Annotated in this window: 13 protein-coding genes; 11 read left to right on the top strand and 2 right to left on the bottom strand. The window is 31.9% G+C overall.

Annotated elements, in window-relative coordinates; translation table 11 throughout:
- The first annotated feature begins 106 nt into the window (after positions 1-106).
- The 4 genes from HYG85_RS07100 (at position 107) to HYG85_RS07085 (ending at position 3,901) form a co-directional block, all read left to right on the top strand.
- Positions 107-1,072, top strand: a complete 966-nt coding sequence (locus HYG85_RS07100; protein ID WP_212692888.1) for an ABC transporter substrate-binding protein — start codon at positions 107-109, stop codon at positions 1,070-1,072.
- Between the two features lie 110 nt (positions 1,073-1,182).
- Complete coding sequence (locus tag HYG85_RS07095) at positions 1,183-2,034, top strand: ABC transporter permease (RefSeq protein ID WP_212692887.1); 852 nt, start codon at positions 1,183-1,185, stop codon at positions 2,032-2,034.
- A gap of 5 nt (positions 2,035-2,039) precedes the next feature.
- Complete coding sequence (locus tag HYG85_RS07090) at positions 2,040-3,212, top strand: quaternary amine ABC transporter ATP-binding protein (protein WP_212692886.1); 1,173 nt, start codon at positions 2,040-2,042, stop codon at positions 3,210-3,212.
- Positions 3,213-3,277: 65 nt separating this feature from the next.
- The gene (locus HYG85_RS07085; protein WP_212692885.1) at positions 3,278-3,901 is read left to right on the top strand and encodes a TrkA C-terminal domain-containing protein; all 624 of its coding nucleotides are present in this window, start codon (positions 3,278-3,280) and stop codon (positions 3,899-3,901) included.
- A gap of 116 nt (positions 3,902-4,017) precedes the next feature.
- Here the strand turns inward: HYG85_RS07085 and HYG85_RS07080 are convergent, their stop codons facing one another.
- On the bottom strand, positions 4,018-6,126 hold the full coding sequence (locus HYG85_RS07080; protein WP_212692884.1) for a DUF5703 domain-containing protein: 2,109 nt from the start codon (positions 6,124-6,126) through the stop codon (positions 4,018-4,020).
- A 208-nt stretch (positions 6,127-6,334) separates the two neighbouring features.
- Between HYG85_RS07080 and HYG85_RS07075 the strand changes: the two genes are divergently transcribed.
- On the top strand, positions 6,335-9,931 hold the full coding sequence (locus HYG85_RS07075) for a carbohydrate-binding protein (protein WP_212692883.1): 3,597 nt from the start codon (positions 6,335-6,337) through the stop codon (positions 9,929-9,931).
- A gap of 574 nt (positions 9,932-10,505) precedes the next feature.
- On the opposite strand, the gene HYG85_RS07070 is transcribed toward HYG85_RS07075, so the two are convergent.
- Positions 10,506-11,834, bottom strand: coding sequence for an IS4 family transposase (locus HYG85_RS07070; RefSeq protein WP_212691219.1), 1,329 nt, complete (start codon positions 11,832-11,834; stop codon positions 10,506-10,508).
- A gap of 746 nt (positions 11,835-12,580) precedes the next feature.
- Between HYG85_RS07070 and HYG85_RS07065 the strand changes: the two genes are divergently transcribed.
- From HYG85_RS07065 to HYG85_RS07040, 6 genes are all read left to right on the top strand, one after another.
- The gene (locus HYG85_RS07065; RefSeq protein ID WP_212692882.1) at positions 12,581-14,122 is read left to right on the top strand and encodes a response regulator transcription factor; all 1,542 of its coding nucleotides are present in this window, start codon (positions 12,581-12,583) and stop codon (positions 14,120-14,122) included.
- Positions 14,123-14,137: 15 nt separating this feature from the next.
- The gene (locus HYG85_RS07060; RefSeq protein WP_212692881.1) at positions 14,138-15,940 is read left to right on the top strand and encodes a sensor histidine kinase; all 1,803 of its coding nucleotides are present in this window, start codon (positions 14,138-14,140) and stop codon (positions 15,938-15,940) included.
- A gap of 253 nt (positions 15,941-16,193) precedes the next feature.
- Positions 16,194-17,117, top strand: a complete 924-nt coding sequence (locus HYG85_RS07055) for an ABC transporter permease (protein ID WP_212692880.1) — start codon at positions 16,194-16,196, stop codon at positions 17,115-17,117.
- Between the two features lie 28 nt (positions 17,118-17,145).
- Positions 17,146-18,045: a carbohydrate ABC transporter permease gene (locus HYG85_RS07050; RefSeq protein WP_212692879.1), complete on the top strand. Its 900-nt coding sequence runs from the start codon at positions 17,146-17,148 to the stop codon at positions 18,043-18,045.
- 80 nt (positions 18,046-18,125) lie between these two features.
- Positions 18,126-19,688, top strand: coding sequence for an ABC transporter substrate-binding protein (locus HYG85_RS07045; RefSeq protein WP_212692878.1), 1,563 nt, complete (start codon positions 18,126-18,128; stop codon positions 19,686-19,688).
- 158 nt (positions 19,689-19,846) lie between these two features.
- Positions 19,847-22,096, top strand: coding sequence for a heparinase II/III family protein (locus HYG85_RS07040; protein WP_212692877.1), 2,250 nt, complete (start codon positions 19,847-19,849; stop codon positions 22,094-22,096).
- The last annotated feature ends 8 nt before the right edge of the window (positions 22,097-22,104 follow it).

Raw genomic sequence — 22,104 nt, 5'->3', positions numbered from 1 at the left:
TGTTAAAAAAATAATGCACTTGCAAAAGTGACAACTTATGTGTATAATAAGAATGTCATTAGAAACAACTTATTAGTAAAAATAAATTGTCACATAGGAGGATTATATGAAAAAGAAATTAATTATGATTATAATGAGTGTTTTATTAATCATATCACTTACAGCATGTGCTACAAAAGAAAAAATAGTGATTGGAGAAGGAGATTGGGATAGTAATACTTTTCATGACCAAATAGTTAAAATTATTATAGAAGAAGGTTATGGTGTTGAAGTTGATATCGTAGCTGCAGATACATCGGTGATGGTGTCAGGATTAAAAACAAAAGATATTGATGCAGTTCTAGAACTATGGTCAGATAATGTGCTTACATATAAAGATGATATTGCAAATAAAGAGTATGTTGAGCTAGCAGTTAATTATGATGATAACATGCAAGGCTTATACGTACCAACATATTTGGTTGAAGGGGAAGACGCTTTAGCTCCTGATTTGAAATCAGTAAAAGACCTTAATAAATACGCTGATCTATTTCCAGATCCAGAAGAATCAGGAAAAGGTATTATTTACGGTGGACCAGAAGGATGGTCAGCAACGTTAATGCTTCATAATAAAATGAAAGTTTACGGATTAAGCGATAACTTTAATTTTAAGACAATTGATTCAAATGCTACCCTATCAGCGACCCTAGCTGGTGCATATGAAAAAGGGGAACCATGGGTAGGATATAATTGGGAACCAACTTGGATAATGGGTCTATATGATATGACTTTACTAGCAGATAGCAGCTATAACGCTGATGATTTTGAAAAAGGTATTGGCGCATTTCCAGCTGTTCGTGTAACGGTATGTGCTAATAATGAATTCCAGGAAAAATATCCAGAATTAGCTAAGTTCTTAAGTAAATATACAACATCATCTGAATTGACAAGTCAAGGTCTTGCATATATGCAAACTGAAGGTGTTGAAGCAGATGTTGCGGCTAAATGGTTTCTAAAAGAGAATGAAGAATTGTGGAAAAATATGATAAGTGAAGAAGCTTATAATAAAGTAAAAAAAGCTATAGAAGATTAAAAACAGATATCAATATATTAAAAATAAGATGAATATATAATGAATAAGACATAGAGTGTGGTACCATTTTCTATGTCTTATTATCTATAGCAGATAAGGAGTGAAAAAATTTGTGGAATTTCCCGGAAAATTTAAGCTTTGAGATTAGTAAACCAATTGATGCTGTAGTAAAATGGTTACTAGTCAATTGGGATGGTTTTTTTGATGGAATAAGTAAGTTCGTTTTAGGAGTATTCAATATAGTTGAAGGTACTCTAGGAATAGTACCTTGGTGGCTCATGTTGATTGGATTATTTTATGCAGGATTTAAATTGTATAATGTTAAAACAGCAGTTGTACTAACAGGTATGTTATTTACAATTGGTTTATTCGGGTTATGGGAATTGATGATTTATACTTTGGTTATTGTTATTATAGCGGTTCTAGTTTCGGTTGTTATAGGATTACCTATGGGAATTTTAATGGCTAAATCTGAAGTATGCAAAAGGATAATGATGCCTGTTTTGGATGCTATGCAAACCATGCCGAGTTTTGTATATTTGTTACCAGCAGTCATGTTCTTCGGTCTTGGTAAAGTACCAGCTGTTATTGCAACAACAACATACGCAGTACCTCCTCTTATCAGATTAACATATCTAGGAATATCAACAGTGGATAAAGAGGTTATAGAAGCTGGTAAGTCTTTTGGATCAACTACAAAGCAGATGTTATTGAAGATTGAATTCCCGCAGGCATTATCATCAATTATGACAGGCATCAATCAAACAACAATGATGGCAATGGCTATGGTTGTAATAGCTTCTATGATTGGAGCAGAAGGTATTGGTGCCCAAGTATTGATTTCTATTCGAAGAATGGAAGTTGGTAAAGGTTTTCAAGCCGGGTTAGCCATTGTATTTCTAGCGATAATTCTAGACAGAGTATTGCAAGGTGCTGCCAATAGACTTAAGGAAGCGGAGTGATAAAATTGGGAAAGAATAAAGTAGAAATTAAAAACTTGACTCTTGTTTTTGGTAATAAAAAAGAACGTGCATTGAAGATGTTGGATGAAGGAAAATCAATTCAAGAGATACGTGAAAAGACAGGCTTAGCAGTTGGTGTTAATAATATAAGCCTTGATATAGAAGATGGGGAAATGTTTGTTATCGTAGGATTATCAGGTAGTGGTAAGTCATCACTTATTCGTTGCATGAATATGCTGAATATACCTACAAAAGGTGAATTGGTGATTGATGGTGAGAATATATGTAACTATAACAAAAGTCAATTACAAGAATTAAGAAGAAAAAAGGTAGCTATGGTATTTCAACATTTTGGTTTATTAAGCCATAGAAGTGTTTTGAAAAATGTTGAATATGGACTAGAGGTGCAAGATGTTCCAAAAGAAGAGAGAGCGAAAAAAGCGAAAGAAGCAATAAAACTTGTAGGACTGGAAGGATGGGAAAATTATTTTCCTAGACAATTAAGTGGAGGTATGAAACAGAGAGTTGGTTTAGCTAGAGCATTAACCAATGAACCAGAAATTCTACTGATGGATGAACCATTCAGTGCTCTTGATCCGTTGATTAGAAGAGACATGCAAACAGAACTTCTAAGTATTGAAGATTATATGGATAAAACAATCATTTTTATCACCCATGATATGAACGAAGCCTTTCGGTTGGGTGATAGAGTTGCTTTATTAAAAGATGGTGAATTAGTACAGGTTGGAAAACCTAGGGATTTTTTTGAAAATCCTGCTAATGATTATGTAAGTAGTTTTATTGAAGATGTTGATAAATCAAGAATCCTAAGAGTCAAGACGGTTATGAGAGAACCTATCGTCTTGGCGAAACTAGGGGATAGAACAGACAAAATACTGGAAGACCTTAATAATAAAGACAGAGATTTTTGCTATGTCATTGGAGATAAACAAGAGCTGTTAGGTTACGTTGAAAGTGATACTATTGGCAAGCATCCAGGTCATAAGATTGATTCTTTTGTCGTTGAAGAAGTGGAGAGCATTAACCGTAATGCATTTGTTTTTGAAACATTTTCTAAATTAGACGAAAGCGATATTGATGTTGCAGTAACTGATAAAAGGAACCGTTTACGTGGTGTTATTGATCACCAAGATATTGTTTCAGCATTGACTCACTAAATTTTATTGAAAATATCGACATAATGGAGTATAATTAGTTGATAAAATTGTGAGGAGGTGTATATATGCCAAAAAAAAATTCAACACCAGTTTATATGAAAGTTGCTGTAGATGTAGCATCTAGGATATCTAGAGAAGAAATCCCTAGAGACAAGAAAATTAGTGGTAGATCTACGTTGGCGGGAGAGTATAATGTGTCTCCTGAAACCATTAGAAAAGCAATGCGTTTATTATCAGATATGAACATTGTTGAAGTAAAACATGGTAATGGTATATATGTATCATCTGTTTCTCGTGCTGAAGAATTCATAGAAAGATATAGAATTAGAGCTAGTGTCAACGAATTAAAAGAAGAACTTGTCGAGCTGATGAAAAAACGAGATGACATTGAAGATAAAATAAATAAAACAGTAAACGAAATTGTTGATTATACAAGTAGATTCAAAAACAGTGAACATGTTACAATTTATGAGCATCATCTAAATTATGACTCACGCATATTTGATATGACACTTGATGAACTTGATATGTGGAATAATACAGGAGTTACTGTAGTTGGAATAAAAAGAGATGGTAGAATTATTCTCTCCCCGTCACCAGAAGAAAAACTGCGTATTAAAGATAAGCTATTATTCGTGGGCGAACCAAGTTCTACCATGCGTTTATCTGAATATATTAAGTCATTATAAGGATGATATAATTTTATGATTTAGTTTGTTGTGACTCTATTATCTATATAAGCCTACAAGCATATGGTTTATTATACAATAATAGAGTCTATTATTTTGTAATACTTTATAATAATTTATTTGGGATTGTAAGTTTTTTCAACTACTTTTCCAGATTTAGAATGAAGCTTGAAATAAACAAATTCATCTTTCGGCCAAGCAGGTAATATCTCTGATTGGTCTGTATAGTCTTGTAAAAGCATTTCATTAATTGCAGTAGTCATCACACCAATAGTATCAAAATAGCCACATTCAGGTATATCAGGTCTATGAGGAACTATATTACCAGGTGAGAACATCATCCCACCAGGAAATACAGATGCATATCTGTACTGCTTCAACAACAGCTTAGAGGTTTCATCTGCAAGTCCCAAACGTGCAGCCCAGACAGCAGTCTGTGACCATCCATTAGAAGGTTCTTCATGAATACGATTATTAAATGTAAGCAGAGCAGAAGAATAATCAGGTAAAGATTTACCAAAAAGACCGAAAGGCCAAAGAGCATATAATTCAGGGTCTTCATAGTTTCTCTTATTAAGATGATGAACGTTTTCGGCAGGCATCAGTGCATTACCTGTTTCTGGTTTTCTCCAAGTACCATCATATCCTTGATAATTATATTTTTTAACAATCTTATTGAACCAGTTTGCACCTCTAGGTAGTTCAGGTAATAACTCAAGATAGTTTTTCCATCTATTAATTGTCGAGTTGTCATATCCATGCTTAATAGCTGTATTAATCAGTTTAGGAATAACTGCTCTTAATCCTGCAATTTGATCACTAGGATTATCTGCTTCCCACCACGTTTCTAGAGCAGCAGATTTTTCCAAGAACAATTTTCCATCCCTAATAGGAAAATGAGTAAAGAAGAAAAGTATTATTTCATCAGCTACTGGTAACATTTTATTAGTAACAAAAGAGCTGTCTTGTGTATAGCGGTAATATTCAAGCATCATCATTAATAACTCTAACGAGCCTGTAAAATAATTTTTGATATAATTATTTACAACTCCTTTACCATTTCTACTATCTCCAATTCGGCTTCCACCCCAAGAATGCATGGTTTCCAGATATATAGCTCCTTTATGCCCATATAATGAAAGTGTTCTTTCCTTGGCATATTCCAAAGCATTTATGTACATATCAAAAAAGGGCATGATATAGTCTAAATCACCACATTTGAATAAAGGCCAGTATTGAAGTCGTGTATTTTGGAACCAATAAGCTCCTCCCCAGTGTCTTCGGTCATAATCATATAGGAAAATTGAACCATTAAATTTTGGGGGCAATTGACCTGCCATGGATGATGCAGTAAAGTAACGGTTTAAGTGCCAAATTGCTCTGACAGGCTGTAGCTTTGAATCTTTTTTCAGTTCAAATTCACTTCTAGCCCAGAAATTTTTCCACCAGTTGAAATGAGAATTTCTAAACTTATCTAAGGAAATAGTTGAAGCCCTATCTATCTTATTTTTCAAAGTCTTGACTAAAGTATCTTTTGAATACTTGCCCGAATCTGCGGCAATCAATATTCTTGCTTTCCTTGACATAACTCTTTTCATAGGTAAATTATTTGAATCAGCTTTATCTACCCATACTGCTGTACCATAAGACAAATCTTTCAATGGGTCTGATAAATTGTTATTCATCACACCAGATTGGAAGTTGATTTCATTAAAAGAAGAGCAGATGTTGGTTTCTGTATAAAACATCATATTATCTATAAAAGTTTGTGAAACACCTTGCCTCCAAAATAGAGGACATATACTTACTTCACCATGATTATTTCTCATATCTTCTATATAGATAGAGATAACATCCAATTCTTGATGAGCTATGAATTCGGCTTTCACTATTCCATCAGGTGTATCAGCACATATAGTCACCATACCCTTTTCTAATGATAATATTTGTTTGTAGTTCTTTGCATCAACAAATGGCTTACCATCTATCTCTAGGTTGACCCTAAGTAGAGCAGGAAGATTACCATCACTATCAAAGCTCCCGCCATGGTTTATCTGTAAGCATATTCCTTCATCAGGTACAAAAACTACAGCTCCAGTTTTACCGGTACCGATAGGCATACATTGCCAGCTTTCTTTTGGACGTTTATTATATATAATCTTTTTATTCTCATGCCAATAGCCCTTGAAATCCTCAGTTCCAAAATAATTTTTAGTATCCAACATATCACCTCGTTTATTATTATATGTTCAAGTTAATTCTAACAAAACTATGAAAATAATAAATGTAGATAATAGCCTTTATTATGTATATAATTAACTTTCTGAATATCCAGATATTAGTTTTCGACATAATAAAGTTAGTTTCGTACATTTAGATACCATTGTCCAAGTGTTAATATTAAATTATAAAACTTAGAAGGAGATGAGATATGTGGTAAGAAAAACAAGAATTGTATCTATATGTTTGGGGATAATCTGTACAGTCTGTTTATTAGTTGGAACGGGACTTCATTACAATGTTGCATATGCATCAGGCAACATCTATTATGTTGCTGAAACAGGTGATGATGCTAACTCTGGAACGTTAGCTTCACCTTTTAGGACTATACAAAAAGCAGCTGATAATATGACAGCAGGAGACAAGTGTTATATCAGAGAAGGTGTGTATAGAGAAACAGTAATTCCTGCAAATTCTGGTTCACCAGATAATCCAATTACATTTGAGGCATATAATAATGAAAAAGTTGTGGTTAGCGGTGGTGATACCATTACCAATTGGACAATGCATTCAGGTTCTATCTATAAAGGAGATATGGATTGGGACCTTGGAGGACAAAATATTGTTGCAGTAGATGGTAATCTTTCAAATGAAGCTAGATGGCCTAATGCAGGTAGTGATTTACATACAAAATCTGTATTAGCAACTGTTGATTCTGCAACCAATGACCCTTTGAATAAGTACACTATAACCGATTCTGAACTTTCATCCTTTCCAGCTGATTATTGGAATGGAGGATTAATATGGTGTCTAAATGGACCAGAGTACTATGCTTCAGCCAGTACAATTAGTGATTTTGGTTCTTCAACTCTTCATTTTGAACCATGGGCAAGAACTAATTCATGGTATTACAGTAAGAGAGGTAATAAATATTATATAACCAGACATTTGAACGCACTTGATACAGCTAATGAATGGTATGTAGATGGAGCAAATGAAAAATTATATATATGGGTACCAGGTGGAGATAACCCTTCTAATCATGTAGTTGAAGCAAAAAAAAGGACATACACTTTTGACCTTAGAAATCGTTCATATATTAATATCAAAGGGATAGATACTATTTTAGGTTCAATAACTACTGTTGGAGCTGATAATTGTACTATATCTGATGGTGTTTTCAAGTATATTGACCAGAATCTAGATACTGGAAAAGATGCTGATACATTGACAAAAGGAATAGAATTGGGCGGTACCAATAATGTTATCAGAGATTCTGAGATTGCACATACTTTTGGAAGAGGTATCAAGGTTTCTGGAACAGACAATAAGGTTATCAACTGCTATATCCACGATGTTTCCTCAGAAGCCAGTAATGCTGGCGGTATTGATGTTTACGGAAGAAGACACCTGATAAGTCATAATACTGTTTATAGACTGGGAAGAGGTAGTATGAGAGGAAGTATACAAGACAGTATTATACAATATAATGATTTTTCATATGCTAATATGCTGACTGAAGATTCAGGAGTATTAGCTCTTGGCAGCATGGATTATCAAAATACCCAGATTCACCATAATTACGTTCATGATAATGCTGCCAATTTTTCGGACGGAGGACTCTACGCAGATTGTGATACTAGAAACCTAATAATGTATCGTAATGTTGTATGGAACAATTCTTCTGTAGGATTATTATTAAATACTCCTAATAATTTTGTTCTAGCATACAATAATTCATTCTATAACAGTGGAAGAGAATCCTCATGGGGGCAAAGCACACTATATGGAAATGACATGTATGGAGATAAGCTGTTCAACAATATCTTCAGAAATGATATATCTCCAAGAAGTGGTTGCATAGTAAAAAATAATATAGTTAATAGAGACCCTGATTTTATAAATCCATCAAATGGTAATCTTCAAATTGCTTCTGACTCAATTGCAATTGATGCAGGTATGGTACTTCCCAATATTACTGACAACTACATAGGTGACGCTCCTGACGCAGGTGCATATGAGTATGGAGATAATTGGACAGCAGGTCATGACTTTGATAATCCACCATATCCAGTATATCAAAAAGTAGATGTTCCTTTTATGAACAAGGTACTTAACGGAGGTTTTGAATATTATGATTTATCATCATGGACTAAGACAGGCAATCTTGGTGCAAGAATAACTACAAGTTGTAATTGGGACTATCACTCAGCCAATTCTATGTCTAGAGGTCAAATCACTTCTGCTGTACTTGGAGGCGGTGATGGTATTAAACAAGTGGTAACAGGACTAAAACCTTCAACAACATATGTTTTCTCAGCATGGGCTAAGATTAATGGTTATCACAAAAAAGTAACTGAATATGATACTTCCTCTAACTCAAGTCATTGGAATTATGTAGACGGAGAACATGCATATTACAGGGATGTACAATACGTAGGACCTGTCAGGGACAATGATTATGTTTCATTCAATAATATTGATTTTGGTCAAAGTAAATATGATACATTTGCTATTGGTAGAAATAAAACTGTTAACACTGGCTCTATAGAAGTCAGACTTGACAGTGTAACAGGAACACTGATAGGAACCCTTGATTTAGATACCTACAGTGCAACTTGGGCATTCAAAAGTGCACCTATCAGCTCTGTCACAGGTGTTCATGACCTATATCTAGTATTCAAAAACAGTGGATCAGCTGATATAGGACTAATAGATAGCTTTAAACTCTATAATTCAAACATGATAGACGATGTACAACTAGGCGTTAAAAATTATGGTGGCAGCGAACTTTACACAACAATAGATTCAACTTCTTGGGGTACTGTAGAAAATAAATTCCAATTTACTACAGGAACCGATAATACAACTGCTACAATCTATGCAAATAAGCCAGATGGAGATTATTATGCATATGTAGACGATTTTGGAGTTATTGAGGAGTTACCTGAAAATGTATATGATTCAGAACTTATATCCAACCTTAATGTCAATGATACAGACAATGCCATAAATTGGTCAGAAAAAGGAAATCTGCAACCAGGTTCAATACAATTTGGTGATAGAGGATACACTGTCTCCACTGTACCAGACTGCGTACTAGGTTCCGATAGGGTAATGACAGCCATAGAATCCTCTGCATACACAGGCAATCCACTGGTAACATTTACAGTAGAATCAGATGTTGAAGTCTACGTAGGGTATCCAGACGAAGCACCAACCCCTTCATGGTTATCTACATGGACGAACACAGGAGAAGACATAACCAATAATTACTCAAAAACATTCAGTCTCTACAAAAAAACATACACCAACGGTTCAACAGTATCCCTAGACGCTCACGGAAGTAACCTGTGGATGTATATGATAATGGTAAAAGACATAGCTGTACCAACCCCTAAAATAACAAACTTAAGTGTAAAAGATACTCAAAACGCATCCAATTGGTCAATTATGTCTAACCTGCAATCAGGAGATGAACAATTCGGTGACAGAACATATATAATCTCATCACTACCATCTACAATCGAAGGAAGTGATTGGATTAAAACAGCCATAGAATCCTACACATACACAGGCAATCCATTAGTAACATTCACAGTAAATACAGATTCTCAAGTATATATAGGATATCCAGATGAAGCACCAACTCCCGCATGGCTATCCACTTGGACTGATACAACGGAAAACATAACTAACAATCACTCAAAAACATTCAGTCTTTACAAAAAAACATATGCTTCTGGCTCAACAGTATCTCTAGACGCCCACGGCAGCAACCTATGGATGTATATGATAATTGTAAAATAACAAAATCATCTCAGATTAAGTATTGAGATAAAAACAGACAACGGTCGTATATTGAAATCATATATAGTGATAATAACTCTCGTTACGTTTGTTGCTTCTATCTGTTTATAAGGTATGGCAACAAGCCGTAAAAATCGTTATTATCACTATATATGATTTGCTCTGTATTTACCACTCTTAAGTTAGTTAAAAGATGTGACTTTAGCCTATAAGATCTAAACTGTTTGTTACAAAGTTATTGCATCTGCGATGATTTCCTAGAAATCATCTTTCTTTTTCTCTTATGCAAAAGTATTATTCTTATGCATAAATAATAAATACATACTCATAAGAAGTACAAAAAAGTATGATTTAAATACCGAGCATAGATAGTATAGGGGAATATGGAGCAGTGAGCCATGGACCAATGTCATTAAGTTAAGCCTTTGACAGATATAAAAATTCATCTATTGATGCTTTCATGGTTGCCAATAGATGAGTTTTACTTTTACCTCTTGTTAAGATTTTATTTTTGGCATTATTAATAAACAGAGATATCTCTGCTTTAGAAAATACATTTGAGTATTTTGTTTCCTTATGCTATTCTATATAAGAAGCTAACTACAGTAGCCTGCTTTTTGACTTTTCGAGGGTCTTTTCTACCAGGTCTAACTGGCAAAATATTTTTTGCAATTAGTGCTTCAATATCGGGGGGCTCATGCCCCTTATATTTAATGAAATGTCTACAAATTGCTATCGCAATAGTATAATTCACTTGATACATATGTTTAGTAGTACCTTTGGTCTTCTTTATAACAGTGTTTAATGTAATTAGTTCACAAAAATTATACATTATAAGTCTAGCATATATTTCTTGTACTATAAATTCCACTTTTTTGGAGTGAAGATTAATAAGACCGATAGTGTATTTCAACTCTCTAAAAGCAGTCTCTATTCCCCATCTCATATGATATATCTCTTTTAATTTTTCAATTGGAAAGTCATTCCTATTTAGATTAGTAATTAATATCTCATAGGTATCTTCTGAAATAGGAAATCTTACAATTCTAAACTCTATAGGATATGTATCTTTTGAATTTACTGGTAGAAAATCGAATCGATTTCCTTTTCTAATACACTTATATTTGTCTGGATTGGTCCTGATTTCTTTAGTATGTCTTCTTGTGACTAATATACGATAATCAACATCAAAGCAATCTTCATGTGGAAGCTTCAGGCTGGATGTTATTCCATTGCCAGTTATATCTTTTACTCTAAATAGACAGTTCAAGTTCTTCTGTTTTATATACTCAAAAACATGATAACCCTCATATCCTCTGTCAGCGATGATAATAGTATTGTCAGATATGTCTTCCATACGATCAATCATCTGTAGCAATGCCTTTCTTTCATTTTGTCTTCGTCCAGGATAAATCTCAACGTCAACAAAAATTTTATTACAAATATCATAAAGAGCATTAATCTGTAAGTGATTAAAACCTTTCGCATTAGCCCGATTTGGAAAATGAGTTTCAGTGTCATCAGGATTATAGAAAATACTTAAGTTAGAACCATCAACGGCAAGAAGTCTATATCCATTAAAAGTTCTAGAAAAGTTCATAGCCTTTTTAGTAAAATCATGGAAAAGATAATTGAAAGCATCAGGTAAAATCTTATGGCGTTGTTGTACAAATGCAGAAGCAGTAGGTGTATTAATACCAAAGGAAAAATAATTCATAATTTCAAGCTTCAAATTTTGACCACCCATAGTTAGAAGAATTTCTACCATTGTCCTAAAATCAAGTTTTCTAATACGAGTAAAATCTTTCTCAGGATTTTGAAGAAATAAAGATGAAATAGTATCAAGTTCAGAGATACTGTCATATAGATGATTTTTAATTGTATTAGCATAAGTATTATTCATAGCTAAACCTCCTTTAAATAATTCATTTAAGAGGCTTCGCCACAAATTTTCGGGTAAATGTCAAGCATTTTTTAAAAGATTAATATAAAATCGTATAAAAAAAGAGCTCTGCATTATTAATATACAGAAACTCTATTTTCTTAACTTAATGACATTGAGCCATGGACGGCGAACTCAGCTGTAATCTGACAGCCCTACTGGACTGTCAGAAATAATAATGGACTCGATGTCCATTATTATTTTATTAAACATGGACGTTTAATCTGCTGACGGAATATTCCCCTATACTATCTATGCGACCGTTATCTACATAATTCAATCACCCCAAAATCTATCAAGTTAAGATAATGACTCCATGTTAATATTAGATACCTTAATAACAATATAAAGTTAATTTATTGAACTTAATAAAAGATATTATCCTTGTACGAATATTTCAATCACTATAAAATTATTAGTATAAGTAAAATATGTAACCATAAATAACGTATAGAAGGAGAAAAATGTCAATGTATAAGACAAATAGTGTAATATTAACTATTAATTTATTTGTCAATATTATTTTGGCAAATTCAATAATCTATTACAAATACCACTTCACTTAATACATTTCTTTAATTAGTATTATATAGAATCGATATTTTATTATTAAGCAAAAACTGATTTTACATTAAAATAATAAGATGATATAATAAAAAATCAGTAATCATTAATTAGATATGGGCTAAACTAAAGGAGTTGGTAAAGTGTACGATCTTATTATTGTCGATGACGAAGAAATAATAAGGAACGGTCTAAAAAGATTTATTGATTGGGATAGTTTGAACATAAAAGTAGTTGAGCTGTTTGAAGATGGTAAGGAAGCAATAGATTACTTGATAAATAATGATGTTGATATTGTTTTGACTGACATCAAGATGGCTGATAAAACTGGACTGGATATTGCAAAATATCTATACGATTGTAAACCTTATATAAAAACAGTTTTGATTAGTGGATATAAAGAATTTGAATACGCCAAAAAAGCTATAGAATTAAATGTGGAAAATTATGTATTGAAACCAACTAATTTTCAACAAGTGAACGATGTATTCAAAGAAGTTGTACAAAAATTAGATAAAGAAAGAAAATTTCAAAAGCAATTGCCTCTGTTAAAAACACAATTCATAAATGATTTAATATATGGTGCAGTCAAAAAAGAACAAGATATTGTAAATAGAGCAAGATTAGTTGATTTTGCAGATAAAATATATCATGAGTGTGCATATCTTGAATTCAGTATCATCAATAACCAAGCCTTTCTAGATAACAATTGGAATTATGGTAAAGAAAGACTAAACACAGCAATCAATAATTTTTTCGTTTCCAAAAAGAATAAAATAATATATTGTCCCCTTTTCTCAGAAGATGATAATTTTGTTATATTCGCTTATTCAAAAGAAAAAGATGAAAATAATTTCTTGGAAATACTCAATATAGAAGTAGAAAATATTTGTAAATCAATAAAAGGCTTTATGGATTTGAATCTTGAAATAAGTCATATTGATAACTTTGAAACCTTCTTTGAATTAGCTGAATTCAATAAAAAGGTGCATATTAATGAAGAATTAGGTGACGGAAGTAATAATCTTAATATCAATGTAGTTGAATACAAAAAAATAGTTCAAAAATACAAATTATTTTTTAGTAAAATAAATGAAGGTAATATTAGCGAATTAGAGAGTCTTAATCAAACTTTATTTGAACAACTATCCAATCAATCCATACAATTCTCTCAAAAAGTCATAATAGATTTATTTGCTAATCTCTCAAACAAATTTAGTCAATTAGAATTAGATATTATTAAAATAACTAACGGCAAAGTCAATTATAATTATATATTGAAAATAAACAGTATAAAAGAACTGCAGCAGTACTGCTTAGAGATTTTTACTGATTTAGTTAATTTTATAGCTAAGAACAAGGATCAATCAGCTGAAAAAGTTATTGAAAAGGCTATAGCCTATATAGATGAGAAATTCTATCTGGACATATCATTAGAAGATGTAGCCAACCATGTATTTCTTAACTCTGTTTATTTTTGCAGGTATTTCAAACAAAAAACAGGTGAAACATTTACAGATTACCTTACCAAAGTAAGAATGGAAGAAGCAATAAAACTAATAAATAAAGCTAAGTACAAGACATACGAAATTAGTAATATGGTAGGGTATAAAAGTAGTAAATATTTTTCAAGAGTATTTAAACAATATACAGGATTATCTCCTAGTGAATACGGGAAAATGTAGAAAGCAAGTGATGATATGATGAAAAAGAAAAACATGTGGAAGTATATAAAATCCTATAAATTCCAATCAATACTTATTAAAAATTTTCTGCTGATTTTCTTGATTGTATTTATTCCCGTTATAATCATAACTATATCTGTTCAATCCAAATACAATAATGCAGTAGAAGATGAAATAAAAACTGCCAATTATAATGCTGCTATAAAAACTCAAGCAACTATTGATAGGGCTATGCAGGATACAACAAGGTTAGCTACTCATTTATCAATATCTTCAGTGTATGATTTGTTTTTTATATCCAATAAAACGTTTGCAGATTATTATAATATCATTGATATCATTTACGATAGAACTAGAGAGTATATAAGTTTAGATGATTATGTACATAGTGTATATCTGCAATCAGATAGTCTAGGTATTTTGTATGATTCTATTGATAATGCCATAAAACAGGTTGGATTAGAGAATTCCACATTACAAGAAGAGGATTGGTATATAAAAGATAAAGCTGACAATAACAAAATCAATAGGTATTTTGCTTGGAGAGAAACAAGAGATGGTCAAATTACTGGTAATTATGTATCAGTCATTCATTATGTGAGAAAAAAAAGAACTAAGATATTAGGTTCTGTAACTATTAACTTGAAAGTAAATCATTTGGCAAAAATGGCTGACATGATATATTCTGAAAATGATGTAAAAACCATAGTTATTGATAATGAAACCAAAAAAGTTATTATAAGTAAGAATACCGATGATTTTTTAAAAAATATTAGTGATATTGATGTATTCAAATCAATTGATTATTCCAAGATAGATAAATCAGAAATATTATCTGTAGATAATGAACAATATATTATCACTAATGTAAAATCACATTATGGTAATTGGACATACTTATCAGTCCTTCCATTAACAAGTTATAGTAATGATGTAAATAGAATATATGAGTATGTGAAGAATATCCTGATAGCTTACATGATTATAAGTCTCATATTAAGTTATTTGCTGACAATGAAAACTTATGAACCTGTCAGTACCGTTATGAGGATAATCGATAATCCTCAAATGTGGGATAGGGAAAAGCATAGAAATAAAAATGAGGTAAAATATATATCTGATAATATATTCAAGATCATAATATCTAATACGGAATTAGAGGAAGAATTAAGAAATAAGATTACATTACTGGATAAAGCACAAAATAAAGCTTTGCAATCCCAGATGAATCCACACTTTTTATTCAACACTCTAGAAGCGATAAATTGGACAGCAATTGAATTGCTGGATGGTTATAATGAAGCCTCTGATATGATTTCCAATCTATCTGAAGTATTAAGGTACTCTCTGGATGGAGAACAGTTCAGTTCTGTAAAAGATGAAGTGAAATATTGTAAGATATATATTAATATCATGAAAAAAAGATATAAAAATAAACTTGAAGTCAAATGGAACATCCAAGAAGAAGTATATGATAACAGGATAATGAAACTAACCCTACAGCCAATCATCGAAAATGCAATATATCATGGAATAAAACCTAAGCGTGACAAAGGGCTGATAGAAATAAGTTGTAATAGCATGAATGACAAGCTGGAAATAACTATAAAAGATGATGGTGTAGGAATGACCAAGGAAGAAGAAATTGAGTTGAACACAAAAATCAACGATAAATACCTATTGAGAAATCAAGGAATAGGTATGTACAATGTAAATCAACGTATAAAATTATTGTATGGAGATGAGTATGGAATTAAGGTTATCAGTTTAAAAGGTATTGGTACAAGTATTATAATAGATCTTCCATATGAAAAATAGCAAATAAAGGGTTGTCAGATAATAAAATATATTATCTTGATAGCCCATTGTTTTCTTTATTATTACACCTGAATTTAACAGGTCTTGTAAAATTGTATACCCAAGTAAAAATAGTGAACCACACTATGTTTTTATTGGTAAAAATGCATACCTGTTAATTAATTATTTAGAATTTAAAACATTTATCTATGATGTTATTATTAATATATCGAAGCGGCACAATTAATAATAGACAGAAAAGAAGGTGAGATTAATGAAGAAAATGAAGAAAACATCAAAGAATTCAACTAAGAAAAATCTAGAGTTATTAGTATTAACTTTACCTGCTATAATAGCTTATTTTATCTTTAACTATATTCCAATGTTCGGAGCGATAATAGCTTTTAAAGATTATAAAGCACCAAAAGGTATTTTAGGAAGTGCGTGGAATGGATTAGAAAATTTTAAATTCTTTTTTACCTCACAGGATGCATGGAGAATTACAAGAAATACCGTTGGATATGCATTGATATTTATTGTAGTTAATCTTGTGGCAGGAGTTTTTGTAGCATTATTACTATATGAAGTAAGAAGTAGAAGAGCACTGAAATTCTATCAGACTTCAATGATGTTGCCAAGATTTTTGTCTTGGGTAATTGTAGGATATATAACATATACGCTTTTAAGTCCTACGATGGGTATCTTTAACCAAATAATTGAAATGTTTGGAGGACAACCCGTTGATTGGTATTCAAAAGTATCGGCTTGGCCATGGATATTGATATTAACTAATACATGGAAAGTAATAGGACTAAACAGTATTATGTATTATGCAGCATTGATGGGTATTGATAAAGCATACTTTGAAGCTGCAGAGATTGATGGAGCTAATAGATTCCAACAGATTATTCATATTTCATTACCTAGTATTAAACCACTTATGATCGTGCTGACATTATTAGCCTTTGGTAATATATTCAGAGGAGATTTCGGTTTGTTCTACGTTATTCCTAGAGATGTAGGAGTATTATATCCAGCGACAGACATAATTGATACTTATGTATATCGTGGTCTAAGAACTGGTAACCTAGGAATTACTGCTGCTGTAGGACTTTTCCAATCACTAGTAGGATTTGTAATGATTGTTACTATGAACGGAATAGTGAGAAAGGTAGAACCTGATTCAGCATTATTTTAATTATCGTAAGGGAAATGGAGTGAATAATATGTCTGTAGTGAAAAAGAAAAGGATAACTTATAGAACTTGGATAAATCTATATTTTATAATTATGTCCATTACGTTTATTTTACCTTTCTTATTAATAGTTTCAGCATCTTTAACTAATGAAGATATATTGGCTAAAGAAGGATTTAAGATAATCCCGCCTTTTATAGATTGGACAGGATACAAATATGTATTTAGTAATGTTAGTGAAATTTTAAGAGCATATGCAGTAACAACTTTTCAAGCTTTTTTTGGAACTTTTTTATCTGTTTTAGTTATGACTCTATGTGCATACCCATTATCAAGGAAAGATTTCAAATTCCGTAAACCAATTACATTCTTTGTGTTTTTCACAATGTTGTTTAACGGTGGATTGATTCCAACGTATTTATTGAACTATAAATATTTACATCTTGGAAATACCATATGGATATACATATTACCAACACTATGTTCAGCGTTTTATATAATTATTTTTAGAACATTCTTCCAAGGATTACCTATTTCATTGGTTGAATCAGCAAAGCTTGATGGAGCTAGTGAAATAAGAATATTCTTCCAAATAATATTACCACTGTCAAAACCAGTATTGGCAACAGTAGCGTTACTAACACTTTTAACAAAATGGAATGATTGGTATACAAGTTTGATTTATATTACTGATTCAAACTTATATACGCTACAATTCTTATTGAAGAGAATACTTCAAGAAGTTGAGTTCCTAAGGTATATGGCAAATAATACGCCGCCAGGTATAGACCTGAGTTATCTCGAAGATATGCCAGTTGAAACATTGAAATTTGCAATGTGTATTATAGCGGCTGGACCAATGTTATTGGTATTCCCATTCTTCCAAAAGTATTTTGCGAAAGGGTTAACAGTAGGGTCAGTTAAAGGTTAAATAGTTAGTTATAGGTTAATCCTATGATTATAGATTAGTAATAGTTTTAAAACAGATCAGAAATAGAAAGGGGAATTTACATGAAAAATTTTAAAAAAGGTATTAGCGTTTTACTAGCAGTTGTATTTATCCTTAGTATCACATTGATGGGTTGTAAAAGCAGTGATACAAAAACAGATAGCGGTTCAAAAGATAGTGGTACAACAGCTAAAAAAGATGAAGATGTAAAGGTATTAAAGATATTCCTAGGTGGAGACGAAAAAGAGAAACAAGAAGAAGTCTTTGCAGCAGCAAATGAAATGTTAAAAACTAAGTTACCAGGTGTTCAAATGGATATCGAAGTTATTCCTTATGGTAACTGGACTGAAAGATGGAAACTTCTAACAGCAGCAGGAGATCAAATGGATATAGCATGGATCGGCTGGATGTTAAACTTTGATACAATATCAAGAGAAGAGATGTTAACACCATTAGAAGATTTAATTGATAAGAATTGTCCTGAAATCAAAGATGTAATACCACAATTTGTTTTTGATAAAGCAACTGTTGATGGACATGTTTATGCAGTTCCAAACTACCAACAAATGGTTGAAATGAGAAGAGGTATTAGACTATATAAACATTTAGCTGATGAATATGTTGATGTAGCTGCATTAGAAGAACAATTCACAAAAGATTTAACTTTTGACCAAGATGATTGGGATGCATTAGAAGTATACTTCAAAAAAGCTAAAGAGAATGGTACTTTACAAAAAGGACCATCACCATCTATCAGCTGGTTATGTAGAAATGGATACGAAGCGATAGCTAATCAAAATACACCTGCATATGTTAAAATAGGTGATGAATCTTGTACAGTAGTAAACAAATTCAAAACTCCTCAATATAAAGCTATGATACATACTATGGCAGATTGGTATGAAAAAGGTTATATCAGAGAAGACGTACTAGCAGTAGAATCATTTGATAAACCACGTGCTGACGAATTTGTAAAAGATGGTAATATTTCATGGGTACATGAAACTCTTAAAGATCAAGACAAAAAAGATACTAAGAGAGCAAAAGATGCAGGTAATGATGTAGAAATTACTGTAGTTCCAACTACAGATTTCCAATATCTAGCTCCATATGGAACAGCTACTAACCTTGCAATACCATTTACAGCAAAATATCCAGATGAAGCAATTAAATTAATTAACTTACTTAACACTGATAAAGAATTCTATAATCTAATGGTTTACGGATTAGAAGGTAAGAACTATGAGAAGATTGATGAAAACACAATTAAAATAACTGATAAGGATTCTTATGGTTTAGCAAACTGGGCAACAGGAAATACATTACTTGGTTATGAGATTGAAGGCGGAGTTAAAGGTTGGTCAACTTATCTTGATGAAATGCATAGAGAAGCTAAACAATCATATCTAATGGGCTTCAAAGTAGATACTGAACCATACTCAACTACTTTACAACAATTAGATACAATAATCAAAGAATACCAAAATGCATTAGAGTTCGGTGCTCTAGGTTCTAATGTAGATGAGAAATACGAAGAATTCTTAGATAAATTAGATAAAGCTGGAATCGATAAAGTAATCGAAGGATTCCAAAAACAAATTGATGAATTCTTAGCATCAAAATAATAATCAAGTTGAACTTCTAAATTATATAAAAAATACAAATGATGAAAATAGGCTTTAGAATATACCTTTTGGTTTTCTAAAGCCATTTTCAAAATGATATAAATAACATAATGATAACCACTAATAAGCACTTAATCATTTATATGGAGGTATCAAAAATGAAACCCGTTCAAGTCAATATTGCGGAGGCAATAATTGAAGCATTCTGGGCTCCAGAACTAAGAAATTTCCAAGAATGGAAGATTGAAGATACAAAAACACAAGGTCTTGAATTTCAGGAAACATGGAGTGCAGAAGCCTTTAGTTGGATACAAAGACCATTAAACGGACCATCACTAAAAATATCAAAAGAATATAGTGTAGACTGTACTAAATTTGATAAATTGATTTTAGCAATTAATTCACCATCTAAATCAAGGGTTAAAATTATTGCTGATACAGATAATGGTATAATAGAACAATTATCAGACAAGTTCACAGATTTCTCAGAAGAAATTCAGCTTAATCTAGGTGATAGCAAGAAAATAAATAAAATAATAATTGAGATCTATTCCAACGAAGATGGTTATCAAGCAGGACATTTCAAGTGGATAATGCTCCAGAACTCAGATTTATTAAAGGAATATCTAGAGCAATACAATAATTATGATAGCGAGTGGACAGGATATCTTAAGGATGAAAACTACGATCCTGAATTTAAACCAACTTATAATCTTATTGTTGATGAAGAAGAATTGAAGAAATTAAGAAATTATCATATGGTTCATGAAAAACTTACAGGTAAATCGATGTATGCTGATTATGTGGAAGAATTGAAACATGAGATTCCAGAAAATATGATACATGATTATGTAATATTTTGGACTGACCAAAGATTCGCAAGAACAAGAGATTATATGAAGAGGTTAACACTAAAAGGACCTTTATTGGCTTCTGCCGGGTTAATACTGAAGGATAAATCATTGTTGAGATTAGCGGCTAGATATGCAATGTCATTAGCCATGTGTACTAATTGGAATGATTCTTTTATTACAGAATTCAAAGCTGGTTATTGGGAGCATAGAGCTTTCGTAAAAGCAGTAATTTGTTACGAGATAAGTATGGTTCTTGATTTAGCTGGTGAAATGTTTACTGATCTAGGGAGAGATTTGATACTTAGAAGATTAGGTGAAGAGGCTATTGGTGGTATTAACTATATAACCTGGAAACATGATTATATATTTGACAATAACCAATTAGTATGGTTTACATATGGTAGAATGTTAGCTTATGCAGTATTAGAACAGCACTTCAACCATGTCAAACCTTATACAGATATAGCATATAAAGAGCTTGTGGAAAATATAGATAATATAATTTTTGAAGACGGTGCTTATGGAGAAGGACCAAATTATTATAACTGCATAGGTGACAATGCCAACTTTGCTACATATATCTATGCTAAGCTTAGAGGATTGGAATTTAAAGATATCGTTCCAGAAAAGATCATGAAAACTGCTGATTTTGTAGAATGTCTCCAATCAACAGTTCCATCGCAGGACGTAATACCAGTTTGTGATGGAGAACCAAGATTCAAAAAACCAACACTAGCATACATGGCTTATTTACTTCCTAACAGTCATTGGTCTACTATTCTGCATAAATCTCTTAATAGAGAGGAAAAAATACCTAGTGATATACTTGCATTTAAATTCATTAGGGAATTCGAGAAGAAAGATATAATAAACAGAAGCTTTATATCTTTACCAGAAATGGGAAGCGTATCATCACTGAGGAAGCTTGATGACCAATGGTTGAAAATATTTGTGTTTGGTAATAAGGCTAATGTGGACCATGCTCATGAAGATAAAGGAAGTTTTGTAATCGAGTTTTGCAATGAGACATTTGCCATGGACCCAGGTAGTGGTAGTTATTCCAGTGAAGTATCTAATTTAGTTAAACAAGCATATAGACACAATACTTCAGTACCATATGGTAATCTAGAAAAAAGACCTCAGCCAGAAAGACCTAATACAAAAGACATTAAGGTCATAGCTAATGGTGATGAACGAAGTTTTAATGGTAAAGTTGACTTAAGTTATACATGGAGAGAATTCTTCAATGAGTATACTCGTGAATATATATCACCAACACCAGATGAATTGATAATCAAAGAAAAGTATGATTTGAAAAAAGGAGAGGGTATTGACTTTGGATGGAGTACCCAACTAGATGTAAAAGTAGAAGAAAAGCAAGTAGTAATAAGCGGGGATAAAGGTGAGGCAGTAATAACTATACCAGAGGATGTAAGTGTAGAAATTACAGAACTAAGACTTTTCGACGAAAATAGTATTCAAAAAAGAATATCATTCAAGAAATCCTGCAAAAAAGGAGAACTAGTAATTAAAGTTATATTTAGAGTATACTAATAACATAA

Source organism: Vallitalea guaymasensis, from assembly GCF_018141425.1.
GTDB classification, from domain to species: Bacteria; Bacillota; Clostridia; order Lachnospirales; family Vallitaleaceae; genus Vallitalea; species Vallitalea guaymasensis.
The sequence above is the reverse complement of the archived record's forward strand: the minus strand, read 5'-3'. Positions and strand labels throughout refer to the sequence as shown.

What these genes read in the sequence shown, in the direction of transcription:
- HYG85_RS07100 (WP_212692888.1), top strand. Translation starts at nt 107, where the DNA reads ATGAAAAAGAAATTAATTATGATTATAATGAGTGTTTTATTAATCATA.
- HYG85_RS07085 (WP_212692885.1), top strand. Translation starts at nt 3,278, where the DNA reads ATGCCAAAAAAAAATTCAACACCAGTTTATATGAAAGTTGCTGTAGAT.
- HYG85_RS07080 (WP_212692884.1), bottom strand. Translation starts at nt 6,126, where the DNA reads ATGTTGGATACTAAAAATTATTTTGGAACTGAGGATTTCAAGGGCTAT.
- HYG85_RS07070 (WP_212691219.1), bottom strand. Translation starts at nt 11,834, where the DNA reads ATGAATAATACTTATGCTAATACAATTAAAAATCATCTATATGACAGT.
- HYG85_RS07060 (WP_212692881.1), top strand. Translation starts at nt 14,138, where the DNA reads ATGATGAAAAAGAAAAACATGTGGAAGTATATAAAATCCTATAAATTC.
- HYG85_RS07055 (WP_212692880.1), top strand. Translation starts at nt 16,194, where the DNA reads ATGAAGAAAATGAAGAAAACATCAAAGAATTCAACTAAGAAAAATCTA.
- HYG85_RS07050 (WP_212692879.1), top strand. Translation starts at nt 17,146, where the DNA reads ATGTCTGTAGTGAAAAAGAAAAGGATAACTTATAGAACTTGGATAAAT.
- HYG85_RS07045 (WP_212692878.1), top strand. Translation starts at nt 18,126, where the DNA reads ATGAAAAATTTTAAAAAAGGTATTAGCGTTTTACTAGCAGTTGTATTT.
- HYG85_RS07040 (WP_212692877.1), top strand. Translation starts at nt 19,847, where the DNA reads ATGAAACCCGTTCAAGTCAATATTGCGGAGGCAATAATTGAAGCATTC.